Origin of the sequence: Nostoc sp. 'Peltigera membranacea cyanobiont' 213, from assembly GCF_002245975.1 — a bacterium.
GTDB lineage: Bacteria > Cyanobacteriota > Cyanobacteriia > Cyanobacteriales > Nostocaceae > Nostoc.
In genome coordinates, this window is sequence record NZ_NOLI01000043.1 from 1 (window position 1) to 16,091 (window position 16,091).

A 16,091-nucleotide genomic window follows, 5' to 3' on the forward strand; every position below is an offset into this window, starting at 1 on the left:
GCCAATTCCCAATCGCCAATCGCCAATTCCCAGTCCCCATCCTCAAGGCGTTCTCACTGCCCCAGAATAAATTAAACCCCGTTGCAGATCCAGCGTTATAATCGCTCCATCTCGAATCACCTGCGTTGCCTGTTTCACGCCAACAATCACTGGCACACCAAGACGTAAGCCAATTACTGCCGCGTGACTTGTGAGACTTTCCTCTTCCGTAATAATCCCGGCAGCTTTCCGAATAGCCTCAACAAAATCAGCACTAGTGCGCGGTGCAACTAATATGTCTCCAGGATTAAAGTTACTAACATCCATGCCAGTATTAGCCACCCGTGCGCGACCACTCACTAAACCTTGTCCTAGTCCAATTCCGTGACCTAGTACCGCCGTCACCACCTCAACCTTAATCAAATCTGTGGAGCCGGAAATTCCCTGGAGTGTTCCAGCAGTCATCACTACTAAATCTCCCTCAGACAATAATTTCAACTCCTGAGCCACGTTGATTGCAGCTTGAAATGTCTGACCAGTGGAAGGCAATCCTAGCACCAATAGCGGTTTTACTCCCCAGACCATTTGTAGCTGCCGCGCTACGTTCACATGGGGAGTCACGGCCAAAATCGGTGTATTGGGACGGAATTTAGAGACATTGCGAGCAGTTGCCCCTGTTTGGGTTAGAGTCATGATTGCAGCTGCACCTAGTTGTTCAGCAATTTGACCTACCGCTTGACTAATCGCATTGGGAATGGAGCGCCGAGCATCTCTCACAGAACGCAAGTTTAAGTGCTGGGCTTCTTCCTGCTCCATCCGCTCGGCAATCCGCGCCATTGTCGCTACTGCTTCTACAGGGAAGCTACCCACAGCAGTTTCATTGGAGAGCATCACCGCATCTGTGCCATCCAAAATCGCATTTGCCACATCCGACACTTCGGCGCGAGTGGGGCGAGGATTGCTCACCATGCTGTCTAACATCTGGGTGGCGGTGATGATGGGAATCCCCAAACGATTTGCCGTAGCAATTAGCCGCTTTTGAAGTACCGGAACATCTTCTGCTGGCAGTTCCACACCTAAGTCGCCTCTGGCAACCATCACGCCATCACATAAAGCCAAAACTGCTTCCATTTGTTCAATGGCTTCATGTTTTTCAATTTTGGCAATCACCGGCACTTGCTTGCCTGTACTGGAAATTAGTTCTTTAATTTCGATCATGTCCTGCGGATTGCGGACAAAGGAAAGTGCCACCCAATCTACACCTTGATCTAGACCAAACATCAGATCCTCTCGGTCTTTGTCGGTCATTGCCTTAATTGACAAGTAAACGCCGGGAAAGTTTACACCTTTGTTGTTAGAAAGTTTACCAGGTACGGTGATGCGACAATGCAAATCACCTTTGTCTCGGTTAATCTCCTCTACAACCATTTCTACTCGTCCATCATCAAGGAGGATTTTTGCACCAACCGGGACTTCTTCGGCTAAATAATCATAAGTGACGCAGCTAATTTCCTGTGTCCCTACTACTGGGCGATTTGTCAAGGTAAAGCGATCGCCTTTTGCCAAAACTATTGACCCGTTGTCAAACTTCCCCAAGCGAATTTTTGGGCCCTGCAAGTCTTGGAGAATAGCCACTGGCTGATTTAGTTCAAAGGCGGTTTGCCGAATTAAGCGAATACTACGCTGATGGTCGGCATGAGTTCCGTGGGAGAAGTTTAGCCGCAGCGTCGTGGCTCCCGCTTCAATAATCGCCTTAAGCATTTCAGGACTGCTAGTAGCGGGGCCAATAGTAGCGACAATTTTTGTCCGGCGCAGAGAATCTCTTAATTGCATAGGGGCTGAAGTTAGGGAGCTATCTGGGAAGTCATCGTAACTTAAGTGGCATCTCCTTTTCCGTTACTGCTATATCAATAGATATAAGCAGTTAGAGAGGTTTTATGGGAGAGTGAGGGCTGTGGGATAGACTAGATATAGTACATCAATCTTGTATCTATCCTCCCAACGAAAGAGTTTATCCCATCAACTTTTTGCCAATTGTCATACCCCACTTATCAGTAAAGATTAGTTCTTGTCTGGAATCATAGCGTTATTCATCTACTGATATGCAAAGCTGTGGATAAATATTGCTATACAGAACTTTACAAAAATTTATTCTTCCCTAATATTTATCGTATATTCGTAATGTTTGATTAAGAAGAAGTCAATGTTAGAAACGATCGCATCGGAGGCACAAAAGCCACTGACAATCCCGCCCAAGGAATTTTTAGCGCCTCCTGGTGATTTTAATCCCACGCTACTGCTGTTTTTGGTTGCTGTAGCAATGCTGGTGTTATCTCACTTTGGTTACTGGCTTTGGGAATGGCCGCATTGGCTGTGCTTTAGCGTTAATACTCTTGCCTTGCATTGTGCTGGGACGGTAATTCACGACGCTTGTCACCAATCAGCCCATCGCAACCGGGTAGTGAATGCGATGTTAGGGCATGGCAGTGCATTGATGCTAGCTTTTGCTTTTCCAGTATTTACAAGGGTACATTTACAGCATCATGGCCATGTCAACCATCCCAAAGACGATCCAGATCATTATGTCTCCACGGGTGGCCCGCTATGGCTGATTGCAGTGCGATTTTTGTACCATGAGGTGTTTTTCTTTCAACGGCGACTGTGGCGAAAATATGAGCTACTAGAATGGTTCATTAGCCGCTTGATTGTTGGTGTAATTGTTTATATCTCAGTGCAGTACAACTTTTTAGGGTACATTCTGAATTTTTGGTTTATACCCGCTTTTGTGGTGGGGATAGCACTAGGGTTATTTTTTGACTATTTGCCCCATCGTCCTTTTGCGGAGCGCGATCGCTGGAAAAACGCTCGTGTCTACCCGAACCCAGTCCTCAATATCCTGATTATGGGACAAAATTACCACTTAATTCACCATTTGTGGCCTTCTATTCCTTGGTATAATTACCAACCTGCATACTATGTGATGAAGCCACTCTTAGATGAAAAAGGATGTTATCAAACTTCAGGATTGTTGCAGAAAAAGGACTTTTTTGAGTTTGTTTATGACATCTTTTTAGGAATTCGGTTGCATCATCAAAAAGAATAGATCGGCAATTATTCCATTTTCTAGCCAAAAATATCAGCTTTTGCTGGCTTATATTCTTGGCTTGTTGTGCTAGTTTTTAAAGTTGGTGTGTGGTTAAAAAAGCTTCAACTTCAGCATTTGTTGGTTGAGAAGCGATCGCACCTGGTTTAATGGTCGTTAGTGCCCCAACAGCACTGGCATAAGTGACGATGCGCTTTGCGGTTTCTGCATCCCGCAAGCTGTGGATGCCATTCTGACTCAGTTGATGGATGAATCCTGCCAAAAAGCTATCCCCTGCACCAGTGGTATCAACTACAGGGATTGAAAAGGAAGGTAATTTGCCTTCGTTCTCACCCAGACAGTAGGTGCAACCGTTTTCCCCATCTGTTACTAATACTCCTTCAATTGAAGCCAAGCGGTAAGTTATGGCTCCGGGATCTGCCGTTTCAAATAGCCATTCGGCTTCTTCTTTGGAGAGTTTGAGGAAATCGACTCGCTTAAATAATTCTGGAATTTTTTGATGAGCAATGTTTGGCTCGTCCCAAAATACAGGTCGCCAGTTGACATCTAGCACAATCTTCAAATCGTAATGTTCTGCTAACTCTAGGGCGCGGTAAATTGCCTGTTCGCTTTCAGGATAGGCTAATTCCAAAGTACCCAAAACCAGAAAATCTGCCTCTTTAAATAGCGAATCTGGCAATCGTTTGGCTTCGAGGCGAGTATCGGCAAATTCTGCGGTGTCATACTGACCAAATCCGGCGAAGGTGCGATCGCCAGTCAGATCCCGTGTAACATAAACTTGCCGTGTTGGTGCTGTGGGGTGGCGTTGTATCCCTGTTGTATCTACACCTACATCTTGTAATAGCTTGACTAGTGCATTTCCTGGTTCATCTTCACCAACAGCTCCGATAAATCCTGCCGATATCCCCAACTTAACTAAAGCACAGGCTACATTAGCTGGTGCCCCTCCTGGGTAGGGAGTCCAAGATTTAACTTCTTCTAGCTTTAACCCTAATTGATCGGCTAAACAATCAAACAAAATTTCACCGAGGCACAAAACACGGGAATTGCTCATTTCATTTTAAATTTTAGATTTCGATTTTGGATTAGGAATTTACAGTATAAAACCTACAACAATTTTTGCTAATCTGTCGCCAGTCCTTCATAGAATTAAATAGCAATTTTTACTACTCCATAACATCTATATGCTTTCAATATCGCCTAAAATATCTAAATGTTTATACTAATTTCTAGCCAAGAATAAGTGTTATATAATACTTGTATATTATTGTGATTTATATTCTTGCCAACTTGAAATCCAAAGAAAATATTGACAATAGTATTACTACTAACACTTGAAACCCCTACCAACAAAAGAATCTTCTAGAATTAGAAAGAGCGATTAAGTACATATACCAAAGGAGCATAGAAATAGTCATGGCTGGTGGCAAGTCTGAGACCCCCGTTAGTCTGTCAGACAGAGAACTGCAAATTATCGACCTAGTGGCCGCTGGCTTAACTAACCAAGAGATTGCAGGAAAACTGGAGATTAGCAAGCGTACAGTTGATAACCATATCAGTAATATTCTGACCAAGACCGAGACAGAAAACCGAGTAGCTCTTGTTCGCTGGGCCTTACAGTGGGGCAAAGTCTGTTTGAATGATGTCAATTGCTGTCTTCTGCCTAACCAGATCGAATAAGCAATTTATTTAGTAAGAACATAATTGCTTTGGTCTGGTGTAATTGCAAGCCAATTTTGAGGTTTACTGATTGTTTCCCTCCTCACGCCTAAGTTTTCAGTGTGAAAACTCTACCAAAAGTTCCGAGTCCTTCACTCAGCCGGAGTTTATGTTAGTGGAGCCAGCTGACCCTCGGACTCGGAAACTATAACAAAGAATTCCTTTTCAAATTCAGCAGAACAGATGTAGGACTGGGGATTGGGGAAGAAGCAAGGGAGGAGGGAGCAAGGGAGAAGAGTTTTCCCTCTGCACCCTGCCTTTTCAATGCCCAATGCCCAAACTCAACAATCATCCACAAAAATTAGCAACAATTCAGTGGTGCAAGCGTTACATTTGAAAGAAATCTATGTTGTCCCATCGGCTTTGGGAGCAGTGTTGCAATGAATACTTCCGCCTCTTCTCAGGGTAGCTCGTCTCCCTTTGAATTTTTCAACTTTGGTTTTACGATACCTGTATCTGAGAAAGTTCCGACTATTGAAGGCCAATTTTCAGACTTTCCGCAACCCACACAAGATGCCGACTTACTTAGGCAGCTATCATTTATTCCAGGGTTGAAAGAAATTCTAACGATCCGGCAGGTTCACGCCTTAGAACATGCGACTGTTTGGGTTCTTAGCGAATCAAACAGTGCCTATCCTACTAAGGGAGAACCTCCTAACGTTCAGCTAGATAACGAACAATTAAGCGGTTTGTCTACTGAGCATGGATTTTACCTTTATGGCGAGGTGAATATTAGTGATTTGCGGCGTGCGGTCACACTTGCTCGACATCGCCTTACTAGTGGGGAATGGGATTTAGCTGTACATCCCCGTTGCGGGACAAATTTATCAGTAGCAATGTTGTTAACAGCCGGACTAGCTATCGGCGTACATCTGTTACTACCATTTCGGCCAATTGAGCAACTTATCGGTTTGGGGTTAGCAGCGACGACAGCAGCCGAACTCGCACCTGATTTAGGTTCTATAGCCCAGCGTTACCTAACAACAGCCATTCCTTTTAACCTAGCAATTGAAAATATTACCCGTACACACGACGTTTGGGGTCGTGAGGCACATTTTGTTAAAGTAGGTTGGCAAGAATGAGGGAACAAGGGGACAAGGGGCAGAGGGGAAAGAGGTAATGTTTTCTCCCAATTCCCAATTCCCAAATAAATAAAATTATGAGAAAACTTTACTTCTTACTTCCCGGTACAGATGGCAAGTTTGCCTGTGGTGGTCTTTGGGCTGAGTTAAAAGCGTTTAAACTGGCTCAGAGTTTCTCTAGTGCTGATGTTGTAACTTACCGCCAACGAGAAAAAGATAAGCTGTTTCTTGATGATTTGCTGAAAGAGAAAGATTTAAATGATGTAATTTTTGTCATCAGTTGGGGATTCCATGTAACTGAACTCGTGGCTAAACTTAAGCAATACAATGTTGTTTACCATGCACATAGTCCAGGTTATCCATTTAGACTACCTCCGAGTATTCCGATTGTTACAGTTAGCCGTTATACAATGGGCTATTGGGGAGAAAAATCACCAAATTCCCTAATTTATTATTTGCCCAATCAAATTTCTAATGAGTTTAAAAATTTAGGTCGAGAACGAGATATTGATGTTTTAGTTCAGGCTCGAAAATCTTCTGAGTATTTAATTAAAGAATTGATCCCAGCGTTACAAAAACGTTGTAAAGTATTGGTTGTTGACTCTTATATAGAAGACTTACCTGGACTATTTAACCGAGCTAAGGTTTACCTCTATGATTCGGCTGAGTACTGGGCACAGCAGGGTGTTAGTGAAGGATTTGGTCTGCAACCAATGGAAGCTCTTGCATCTGGTTGTCAAGTATTTTCTAGTGTCAACGGGGGATTGGCTGATTACTTAGATCCTGGATTTAATTGCTATAAAATTGCTGGATATTCTCAAGAATATGATGTGCAACGGATTCTCAAGGTGATTGATTCTTCAGTAGCTTGGAGTTTGTCTGAAGAGTTTTTTGCTGAATATCGGGCTGAAAATATTATTAAGCGTTTCCAAGTAATTTTGGATGAGTTAAATGAGTTTTTTGATCGCAAAATCCAGCAGCCATCCAATATTAAGAGTTTGACGAGAGTACGTATGGCAAAATTACTTGCTCAGAAAATATATGGGAAGCTGAGGAAGAAATATTTTAACTAATATAAATGAACCGCAGAGGCGCTGAAAAGCCAGTGCGTTGGGCGGGTTCCCCGACTTGTAGCAACTGGCACAACACAGAGAGAAGAGAGGAAATTGAATGAGTCGGCGGTTATTGGTTACTGGGGGTGCGGGGTTTATTGGGGCAAATTTTGTCCATCACTGGTGTCAGCTTTATCCAAAGGATCGGGTGGTGGTGTTGGATGCGCTTACCTACGCGGGAAATCGTCTAAACTTGGCGATGGTTGAGGGAAAAGAGAATTTTCGGTTTGTGCAAGGGGATATTTGCGATCGCACCATCATAGACGAGCTATTATCAACCGAAAATATAGATACTATCGCCCATTTTGCTGCTGAATCTCATGTCGATCGTTCCATTCTTGGCCCGGCGGCTTTTGTGCAAACTAATGTCGTAGGAACTTTCACATTGCTGGAAGCTTTTCGGCAATATTGGGAGGCTAAAGCACAACCATCTGATTATCGTTTTCTGCACGTTTCGACTGATGAAGTCTACGGTAGTTTGGGCGCAGATGATGCTGCTTTTTCTGAAACTACACCCTACGCTCCTAATAGTCCCTATTCAGCCTCGAAAGCTGGTAGTGACCATTTAGTGCGTGCTTATTATCATACTTATAAACTTCCAACTATTATCACAAATTGCTCTAATAATTACGGGCCTTATCAATTTCCTGAAAAGCTAATTCCTCTAATGTGTATCAACACTTTAATAGGTAAACCACTACCTGTTTATGGCGATGGGAAAAATGTGCGGGATTGGCTTTATGTGGGCGATCATTGTCGTGCTTTAGATGTAGTAATCAATCATGGACAACCAGGGGAAATGTACAATATTGGTGGCAACAATGAGGTGGAAAATCTCAACCTGGTGCAGCTTTTGTGTCAGATGATGGATGAATTAGCACCTGATTTACCAGTACATCCAGCAAAGGAATTGATTACTTTTGTCAAGGATAGACAGGGACACGATCGCAGATATGCAATTAATGCAAACAAGATTAAAACTCAACTTGGTTGGACACCTTCAGTAACAATTGCTGAGGGTTTACGTTTAACTGTTGAATGGTATCTCAATCATCGTGATTGGTGGGAACCTCTGTTGTCTGCGGAATATCAAGCTTACTATCGCAAAAATTATTTTTAGACACATTCCGCAATCAATATTCTCACAGATTATGTGATTCACTCTGCGACTGGAGGGATGATTTTCTACGGCGTGAGACAATATCCTATCTGGCTCCCACAATTTCTCTAGATAATGACTATCCTTGAATATAAGGGAATCAGATCGGCGTAAACTGCCAGCAGGTGTAAGATGCTGCAACCAGAACAGATATTACAAGATCGTTATCAAATCCAACGCCAACTCGGTAACAATGGGATTCGTCAAACTTGGCAAGCATTGGATTTACAAGCCTCTGATGGCGAAAATTCAACCGTTGTGGTCAAACTTTTAGCCTTTGGCGGTACTGTACAGTGGGATGATTTAAAACTTTTTGAGAGAGAAGCACAAATTCTTAAACAGCTAAATCATCCCCGCATTCCTCGATATATAGATTATTTTTGTATCGACGATCGCACACTGTGGTTTGCTTTAATACAACAATATATTCCTGGGGAGTCGCTTAAGGAAAAACTTGCTCTTGGCAACAGGTTTACTGAAAAGCGAGCGAGAAAAATCGCTGGTGAGATTTTAAATATTCTCATGTATCTACATGAGTTAAATCCAGGGGTGTTACATAGAGATATTAAACCGAGTAATTTAATCTGGGGCGAAGATAATCGGATTTATTTGGTAGATTTTGGCGCAGTTCAAGATAAAGCGGCGAGGGAAGGCGTTACTTTCACCGTTGTAGGTACTTATGGTTATGCGCCGATGGAACAATTTGGTGGTCGAGCGGTTCCAGCTTCAGACCTCTATGCATTGGGTGCAACTCTGATTCATTTGCTCACTGGGACTTCCCCCTCTGATTTACCCCAGCAGGATTTGCGACTGCAATTTACCGACCGAGTTAATCTCAGTCCTAGTTTTGTCAGTTGGCTACAAAAGTTGGTAGAACCTGCTCCAGAACAACGATTTCCTGATGCCCGCCAAGCGCTGAATGCTCTCAAATCTGGTTTGGCTATCAAATCTACAAACAGGAGTCAGCTTTTACCGCAAAGAGAAATAATTAATAATTCTGGATGCGGGATAAATAATCAGAATGAAACAGTCCCAGAGGAAATTCTCGGTTGGAACTGGGGCGCATTTCTGATGCCTTGGTTGTGGATGTGGCCGAATCAAGTGTGGTGTGGAATATTCTGTTTTGTACCCCAAATTTCGGGGTTAATGTCGATCGCACTTGGTGCGAAAGGCAATGAATGGGCTTGGAAAAGTAGACGGTGGAGCAGTATTGAGCAATTCAAAGCCCATCAAAGAGGCTGGGCGATCGCGGGTATTCTAATTGGAGGGCCTATTAGTATTGTCTTGTGGGTTACTGCGATCGTTATGCTCAAAGCGGCACTATAAGGCAGTCTTTTGGGTAAATATCAAGCGAAGGTTTTTTAGCCAGACAAGTATAAGGGTTCAAGAAATGGTTCAAATTCTTCAAGGAAAAGATATCACCCTAGCCGAACTGATTGATGAATTTGGACTACAACTTGCAGACGACGAAGATTTTTTTTCAGAATGGCGGCATGATTTACCTGAGTTGAGTGATTTAGAAAAGCAATCTCTCAACGAAGTCAAGGCAGAATATTTGCATCTCTCGAAATATCCTATTTTGGAACCTGTAGTCAAAATGGTGGTGCTATCTCCACTATTGCGTCTAGCAGGTTTTTATCAACCGCCTTTTTACATTGCCTCAGAACAAGAGGTAAAAATCTCTTCTGAAGACGAAGGCACGATTATCAGAGGACGTATTGACATCTTGGTTTTGCATCCTCCATTTTGGGTTCTCGTTATTGAGGCAAAACGAGCAGAATATTCATTAGTGCCAGCAATTCCCCAAGCATTAGCTTATATGTTGGCAGATGCAACTCCGGCTAAACCTGTTTTTGGCTTTATCACCAATGGTAATGAATTTAGATTTATTAAGTTGACGAAACAGGGTACACCGAGATATGCATTATCTTACACACTGTCACTAAATCGTGGGGATGACCTACATACTGTTGTCAAAGTGTTAAAACGCCTAGCTCATTTAATTCGTAATTCGTAATTTTGTAGGGTGCGTTATGCCCTTGGCTAACGCACCATCCCAATACTTTCTGTACTTTATGCGTAGGCGTAGCCCGTCGTAGACATCGCTAACACACCCTAAGAAACTGTTATAACCAAGCAACTTATTATTGAATTGTTTAGCTGGAGATAATCAATAATATTTTTAACTGGAAAAATATTATCGTTAGGAATAATTTAATAGTATGTGGCAGCCAGACAATAAAACGCTATTAATGCTTTTCATAATAATAATAGCACCATCTCTTATCGGAGGAGCATTTGCTGGAATAGCTACTCTAATTATCACAAGAAAAACCAATTTTTCTATTGAAGTATTTAGACTATTAATTGGGGCTATAGGAGGGTATGAAGGTCGAGTAATCTGGGAAATTTTTAATCTTAAAAACAAGAATCTAAATGAAATACTTAAAGCAATTATTATTTATCATCATCAAAATTTCAGTGTATTCTTCATTCTGGGTATATTAGGGGTAATAGGTGCAAGTATAGCTATATTTATAATGAGAAAGGTATTTCGCTGGCGTTCATAAATTACTGAATTATAATCCAATACGATTCGGTTAAGCCCAAAAAATAAAAATGTGTAGTTAAGGAACGAAACCCGACTTTTCAGGGGGTTTGTTGAGTTTCGGGTTTGTTGGGTTTTGCAAAGCCTCAACCCAACCTACAAATATTCTTAACTAAACAAAACATATCCCTCTCCGAGTCGGAGAGGGACAGACTTGAACTTTAGTTCAAGGCAGGGAGAGGTTCGTCAAACTAACGTTAAGTTGACTACCCTACCAACTCCATTTCTAAGTACTAACTTGCGATTCAACTACACCCACAGGACAAGAAACATTTGTCCCTCCTAAACCACAATACCCATTAGGATTTTTAGCCAGGTATTGCTGATGGTAAGCTTCTGCATAGTAGAATTCCGGTGCATCCAAGATTTCTGTAGTAATCTTGCCATAACCTGCATCGTTGAGAGGTTGCTGATAAGCTTCCCGCGATGCTTCTGCTAGCTGCTTTTGGCTTTCAGAATATACATAAATTCCCGAACGGTATTGAGTACCAGCATCATTACCCTGGCGCATCCCTTGGGTAGGATTGTGGCTTTCCCAAAAGACTTTGAGCAGTTCGGAATAACTAATCACTTTGGGATCAAACACAACCAACACCACTTCATTGTGACCTGTTCGCCCACTACATACCTCTTCATAAGTAGGGTTGGGTGTGAACCCAGCAGCGTAACCGACTGCGGTAGTGTAAACTCCTTTAAGTTGCCAGAATTTGCGTTCTGCACCCCAAAAACAGCCCAAGCCAAAGATTACTTTCTCTAATCCATCGGGAAAAGGAGCTTTTAAAGGGTTCTTGTTGACATAATGAGCAGCAGGTACTGACATAGACTGTGCCCTTCCTGACAAAGCTTCTTCAGGTGTGGGTATAACTGACTTTTTGCCAAATCCGAATAGTGCCATTGATTTTGACTCTGATATATATCTTTACCTTATTTCCTATTGTAAAGATTCTGGCGATCGCTTGGGGTTTTCTCAGATTCCTGGCTGCACTATCTTAGCCTTGTGGCGCTAGTTCATGCTATTCATCAATTCAAGAGTAAATCCTCGTCAAAAGTGTTCATGGATAAAATACCAAAAATCGATCGTCAAAGGGAGCATCAAGCGAACGAACGTACTTTTCTAGCTTGGCTACGCACTTCTATTGCATTGATTAGCTTTGGCTTTGCGATCGCGCGATTTGGTATATTTCTGCGTCAGTTGAATCTTGCCATTACCCAACAAGAACCTCCGGTAAATCCATTATCCAACTCGGAAAATTTGGGTCTTGCTTTGGTAATTTGTGGAATTTTGACTGTTGCGCTAGCTGCGTGGCGATACAACAAAGTTTTCTGGCAAATTGAACAGGGAGATTATAGACCAAATAGGTTAATGGTTTGGATAATGACTGGAGTAGTAATTATTTTGGGACTTCTCAGTATTCCTTTGCTTTTAAGGCGCGATAAAGTCTTTTTTCGCTCTCCTTCTCCAATTCAACCACAGTCACGAAATTTACAAAGATTAAGCCCAAACTTCAATTTAAAAAAAGGGACGATTACTACTAAATACAAACAAATATATTATAATTTCCCCGACTTCTTAAAGAAGTCGGGGATCTGAGCCTCACTTGGCAGTAGCCTCAGAAATAACTGTTACACAAGCATTTACTAAAGGTAATAACGGCCCTAATTGCTCTTGTCCATTCACTGCTAAATCGCTGTGACACAAATAAACTCTCTCTGATACACGAGAAAGTAAATCTGTCAATATTCTTTGCAGTCGCTGTTCTTCTGCTAATTTCTCATCTTCTGCTGTCCAAGGTTCACCTAATCTGTCTTGCAAGAAAAACGGCGCACCGAATAACGTCGCCGCACCACCTTTGGCCCATAGTGGTGAACCAGCATCCAGCCAAAAATGCCAACGGTGCGATCGCCTACTAGACCGATATTGAAATATAGTTGCTAAGGTGACAGCCTTTCTCGCTCCACCGATGGGACGCACGGGGTAAGGGTTGGCGGTAATCGTACCGCGTCGCAGTAATTGAATAAATTCGATGATAGTTGTGTGTGGCGTTGTCTCAGATGGGGCGATTTGTCGTAATCTGGTGTCAATTTCCCAGTAGTGTTGGGCGGTTTCTAATAATTCGCGCAGTGCTGCTAGTTGTTCGTAGGGGAGATTGCTCCCATTCCACAAAAAACGCTGAATTGCTCTATCTAATAGAGAAATGGGACTGGGAATTAACCGCAGTTCTTGTTGCGATCGCTGCTGTTCTAACCATTCCAATATCTCATTATAGGCTGTAGTAGCCGCATAGCCGATTCTATCCCAGCGCTCGAAGGCGGATACTGGTAGCAAGTTGGGGCGATCGGGATGGGGTACAAAGCAGTAATCTGCAATCAAACCAGCACGTACCGGATCAATATTTGTAGAGACGCGATTCATCGCGTCTGTTGTAGATACCCGATTAATCGCGTCTGTAGAGTTTTCTGGTAATTGTTGTTTCCTACTCAAGACAACCAGCATTTCTGCCACAGCATCCCGGTCTACGAGGCGACCCAAGCCGGGATAAACTAGCGCCAGCATGGTGAGCAATGCGCGAATGACGGGTGAACTAATTAAGGGACGTTGGTCATTGAGCGATTCTACTGGGATGTTTTGCTTAACGAGGATTTCTACTAGAGTATAACGAGCGATCGCATCTAAACCTGGTGCAATAATCGCCACTTCTTCTGCTGCAACTTCTTGCGATTGGATGGCATTAGCAATTACCTCGGCTGTTTGGCGCAATAATTGAGCGCGGGAGGTGGTTTGAATGGAATACACAATCTCAGGTAAACTCACCAATACCATCGGTTCTGTGACTAATTCCACCATCTGTTTAGCTTGCTCTCCCAGCGACTCTGGAGGCGGCCCGGTCAAAAATTCTACCCGACAACGCTTTGCTAACCCTTCTAAATAATTAGGATCTGCTCCCAATCCCAATCGCACTGCACCGTCGGGATTGTAGCTAAACGCGCCAACTGCGCCTCGATCTAATAGCAATTCAAACAAAAGACGCGCTACGCTAGGATAATCGTCAACATCATCCGCCAATACCGCCTGATAGCGTTTAGTTAGGTGCTGTTGGTAGTTGCGATCGCTCAACAAATATTGACTATAGAGTTCGGTAATAATGCCATAAGTAAGTAACCCCCTCTCTAAACACCAGTTACGCCAATCAATGAGTAAAGATGCCAAAAATTCCGGCTCTAAAGTTGTAGTGTTTTCCCCCAGACCCTTTGCCAAAATCTGGGCAATATCTTCACAATGTACACCACTGTAAGCAGCTAATTGCAACAAGTCTAAAATGCGACGCACCAAGCGAGACTCATTCACTCCCGCAACCCGTAAAATTTCTTCGTCTAATTGGGAACGCCAAAGTTTGGTTGCTAATTCTTGTTCGGTTTCTGGACGCAATCTTACTGGAAACTGGGCTTTCAGGTTCAAGGAGTTAATTAGCAACGGCCAAAATAAAATAACTTCATCCTGGAAAAAACCTAGCGGTGTCTTAGCACGCACCGGATATTTTCCCAAGGTAGATGTAACAATTATATCTCCCAATTCTCGGCGATTATCATCGTTGGCAGCTAAGACTAAAACTCCTGGCTCTATTTGTTTAAGATATAAAAATTCGGGTATGCGATCGCCTTTTTTACGTCCCGGCTTTTTAGTATAAAATGATTCATTATGCTGCTTTTCTGGCTGTATCCAACTACAAAATTGCTCTACCAATCGAGCCGTTTTACCACTGCAACTAGTGCCAACAATCCAAACCGAATGAGAAACCACAAACTTTCTCCTTGTAGATTTGCTAGTATACCTCGTGCGTTAACTTAAGGTTAAGAATCACCAAATAATGCTGGATGATTATCTGCAATGAAAAATTCTGTTTTTAGCCAAAAAATCTATTCTTTCTTGCTTGCTGCTTATCGATGGTACTTACAGACTCCTGAACGTTCTTTACATGAAGCTTACGATGCAGCATTAAAGATTAAGGAAATAGAAGATAAGCATTTCAATGGTAATAAAATAGACATTGACTCAGCCACGTACAGTAAGAGCGTGATGGATTATTTTGAGTCAGACCTCAACAAGCTATTAAAAATTGCCAAAATGCGGCTGACAGAGTTTAGAGGAAGCCGTTGGTTTCTAAATGAAGAGAATCAAAAAGCTGCTGAGAAAGCAGGTATAGAGCATCCCAGTCCTTCTTTAGTTTTGGAAAAGCTAAACTTTATCGATCTAGTTATATCTAAATACACAATAAATTCTGAGCAAATAACTTATAACGCTTTAGTAGTTAAACCTCCAAATCTTCCAGTTAATGTGGTATCTGACGAAAAATCGCTGCTTGTAAATGCTCCAGCTTTACCACCAAAAATACCAACTCAAGACTCGGATAAAAAACCAAAACCAAAGAGCAAAGTCGATACAACAGGCGTTTTACCTCGTTCGATTTTAAGTACTATCACTCGTCTGCAAGTTGAATTAGACCCTAATGCTGAAAAAGAAGTAATTCAGAATTTTCGTCAGACTCAAAGAAGAACAATAATATCTATCAGGTTTATTTTACTATTGATTATCGTACCACTTTTGACGCATCAGATAGCAAAAGCTTTCGTAGTAGGGCCATCTGTTGAGCATTTTAGAAGTAGCGAACAAATGCAGATATTCCTCAATTCCGAAATGGAAGAGGAAGCCCTTGAAGAATTAGAAAGATTTGAAGAAAAGCTCAAGTTTGAAAATCTCATTAAAAATGCTCCTCCACTGTCGTCTGAACAGATGGAAACTGAAATGGCAAATAAGGCTGGAGAGCTTGCTGAAGAATTTCGTCACCAAAGCTCGAATGCTATCAAAAATGTTTTTGCAGATATGTTCTCGGTAGGCGCTTTTATCTGGCTTTTGCTTATCAGCAAGTCTTCTATTGCTGTAGTCAAAGATTTCTTTGATAATATCGTCTATGGACTTAGTGATAGTGCTAAGGCATTTATCATTATTTTGTTTACTGATATCTTTGTAGGATTCCACTCTCCTCATGGTTGGGAAGTACTGCTAGAAGGTGTATCGCGCCATTGGGGATTACCAGCAAATCGAGATTTTATTTTCTTATTTATTGCCACCTTCCCGGTGATTTTAGATACCATTTTCAAATATTGGATATTCCGATATTTGAACCGGATATCGCCTTCAGCAGTCGCCACTTACCGGAATATGAATGAATGATGAATAAATGGCGTTTTTGCACCCCCACCAAATTCTCAATTTGGTGGGGGTGCAATTCAGTGGGGGATTGACCCCCACTGATAGCGAAGCGTTAGCGAG

Annotated in this window: 13 protein-coding genes and 1 pseudogene; 10 read left to right on the forward strand and 4 right to left on the reverse strand. The window is 42.3% G+C overall.

What is annotated here, in order from left to right:
- Positions 1 to 42 precede the first annotated feature (42 nt).
- Positions 43 to 1,812, reverse strand: coding sequence for a pyruvate kinase (pyk, locus tag CDG77_RS14130; RefSeq protein WP_094329992.1), 1,770 nt, complete (start codon positions 1,810 to 1,812; stop codon positions 43 to 45).
- 370 nt (positions 1,813 to 2,182) lie between these two features.
- On the opposite strand from pyk, the gene crtR reads away from it, so the two are divergent.
- Positions 2,183 to 3,082 carry a beta-carotene hydroxylase gene (gene crtR, locus CDG77_RS14135; protein WP_094329993.1) on the forward strand — a complete coding sequence of 300 codons (900 nt, stop codon included), beginning with the start codon at positions 2,183 to 2,185 and terminating at the stop codon, positions 3,080 to 3,082.
- Positions 3,083 to 3,158: 76 nt separating this feature from the next.
- Here the strand turns inward: crtR and CDG77_RS14140 are convergent, their stop codons facing one another.
- On the reverse strand, positions 3,159 to 4,136 hold the full coding sequence (locus tag CDG77_RS14140) for a carbohydrate kinase family protein (RefSeq protein ID WP_094329994.1): 978 nt from the start codon (positions 4,134 to 4,136) through the stop codon (positions 3,159 to 3,161).
- A 362-nt stretch (positions 4,137 to 4,498) separates the two neighbouring features.
- Between CDG77_RS14140 and CDG77_RS14145 the strand changes: the two genes are divergently transcribed.
- The 7 genes from CDG77_RS14145 to CDG77_RS14175 all read left to right on the forward strand — a co-directional run bounded on the left by CDG77_RS14145 (position 4,499) and on the right by CDG77_RS14175 (position 10,724).
- Positions 4,499 to 4,762, forward strand: coding sequence for a helix-turn-helix domain-containing protein (locus tag CDG77_RS14145; RefSeq protein ID WP_012410583.1), 264 nt, complete (start codon positions 4,499 to 4,501; stop codon positions 4,760 to 4,762).
- Positions 4,763 to 5,181: 419 nt separating this feature from the next.
- On the forward strand, positions 5,182 to 5,883 hold the full coding sequence (locus CDG77_RS14150; protein WP_094329995.1) for a DUF6391 domain-containing protein: 702 nt from the start codon (positions 5,182 to 5,184) through the stop codon (positions 5,881 to 5,883).
- Positions 5,884 to 5,960: 77 nt separating this feature from the next.
- Positions 5,961 to 6,956, forward strand: a complete 996-nt coding sequence (locus CDG77_RS14155; protein ID WP_094329996.1) for a glycosyltransferase — start codon at positions 5,961 to 5,963, stop codon at positions 6,954 to 6,956.
- 97 nt (positions 6,957 to 7,053) lie between these two features.
- Positions 7,054 to 8,115, forward strand: a complete 1,062-nt coding sequence (rfbB, locus tag CDG77_RS14160) for a dTDP-glucose 4,6-dehydratase (protein WP_094329997.1) — start codon at positions 7,054 to 7,056, stop codon at positions 8,113 to 8,115.
- Between the two features lie 171 nt (positions 8,116 to 8,286).
- On the forward strand, positions 8,287 to 9,480 hold the full coding sequence (locus CDG77_RS14165) for a serine/threonine protein kinase (RefSeq protein WP_094329998.1): 1,194 nt from the start codon (positions 8,287 to 8,289) through the stop codon (positions 9,478 to 9,480).
- A 64-nt stretch (positions 9,481 to 9,544) separates the two neighbouring features.
- Entirely contained in the window at positions 9,545 to 10,171 is a 627-nt protein-coding gene (locus tag CDG77_RS14170; RefSeq protein ID WP_094329999.1) for a type I restriction enzyme HsdR N-terminal domain-containing protein, read from the forward strand.
- Between the two features lie 205 nt (positions 10,172 to 10,376).
- A complete protein-coding gene (locus tag CDG77_RS14175) occupies positions 10,377 to 10,724 on the forward strand; it encodes a hypothetical protein (RefSeq protein ID WP_094330000.1) in 348 nt (115 codons plus the stop codon).
- 264 nt (positions 10,725 to 10,988) lie between these two features.
- Here the strand turns inward: CDG77_RS14175 and msrA are convergent, their stop codons facing one another.
- On the reverse strand, positions 10,989 to 11,657 hold the full coding sequence (msrA, locus tag CDG77_RS14180) for a peptide-methionine (S)-S-oxide reductase MsrA (RefSeq protein ID WP_094330001.1): 669 nt from the start codon (positions 11,655 to 11,657) through the stop codon (positions 10,989 to 10,991).
- A 159-nt stretch (positions 11,658 to 11,816) separates the two neighbouring features.
- Here msrA and CDG77_RS14185 point away from each other — a divergent pair.
- A pseudogene (locus tag CDG77_RS14185) lies at positions 11,817 to 12,251 on the forward strand (YidH family protein); the annotation flags it as partial.
- 105 nt (positions 12,252 to 12,356) lie between these two features.
- Here CDG77_RS14185 and CDG77_RS14190 read toward each other — a convergent pair.
- Positions 12,357 to 14,561, reverse strand: a complete 2,205-nt coding sequence (locus CDG77_RS14190) for a hypothetical protein (protein ID WP_094330003.1) — start codon at positions 14,559 to 14,561, stop codon at positions 12,357 to 12,359.
- An 87-nt stretch (positions 14,562 to 14,648) separates the two neighbouring features.
- On the opposite strand from CDG77_RS14190, the gene CDG77_RS14195 reads away from it, so the two are divergent.
- Positions 14,649 to 15,992: a proton extrusion protein PcxA gene (locus CDG77_RS14195; RefSeq protein WP_094330004.1), complete on the forward strand. Its 1,344-nt coding sequence runs from the start codon at positions 14,649 to 14,651 to the stop codon at positions 15,990 to 15,992.
- The last annotated feature ends 99 nt before the right edge of the window (positions 15,993 to 16,091 follow it).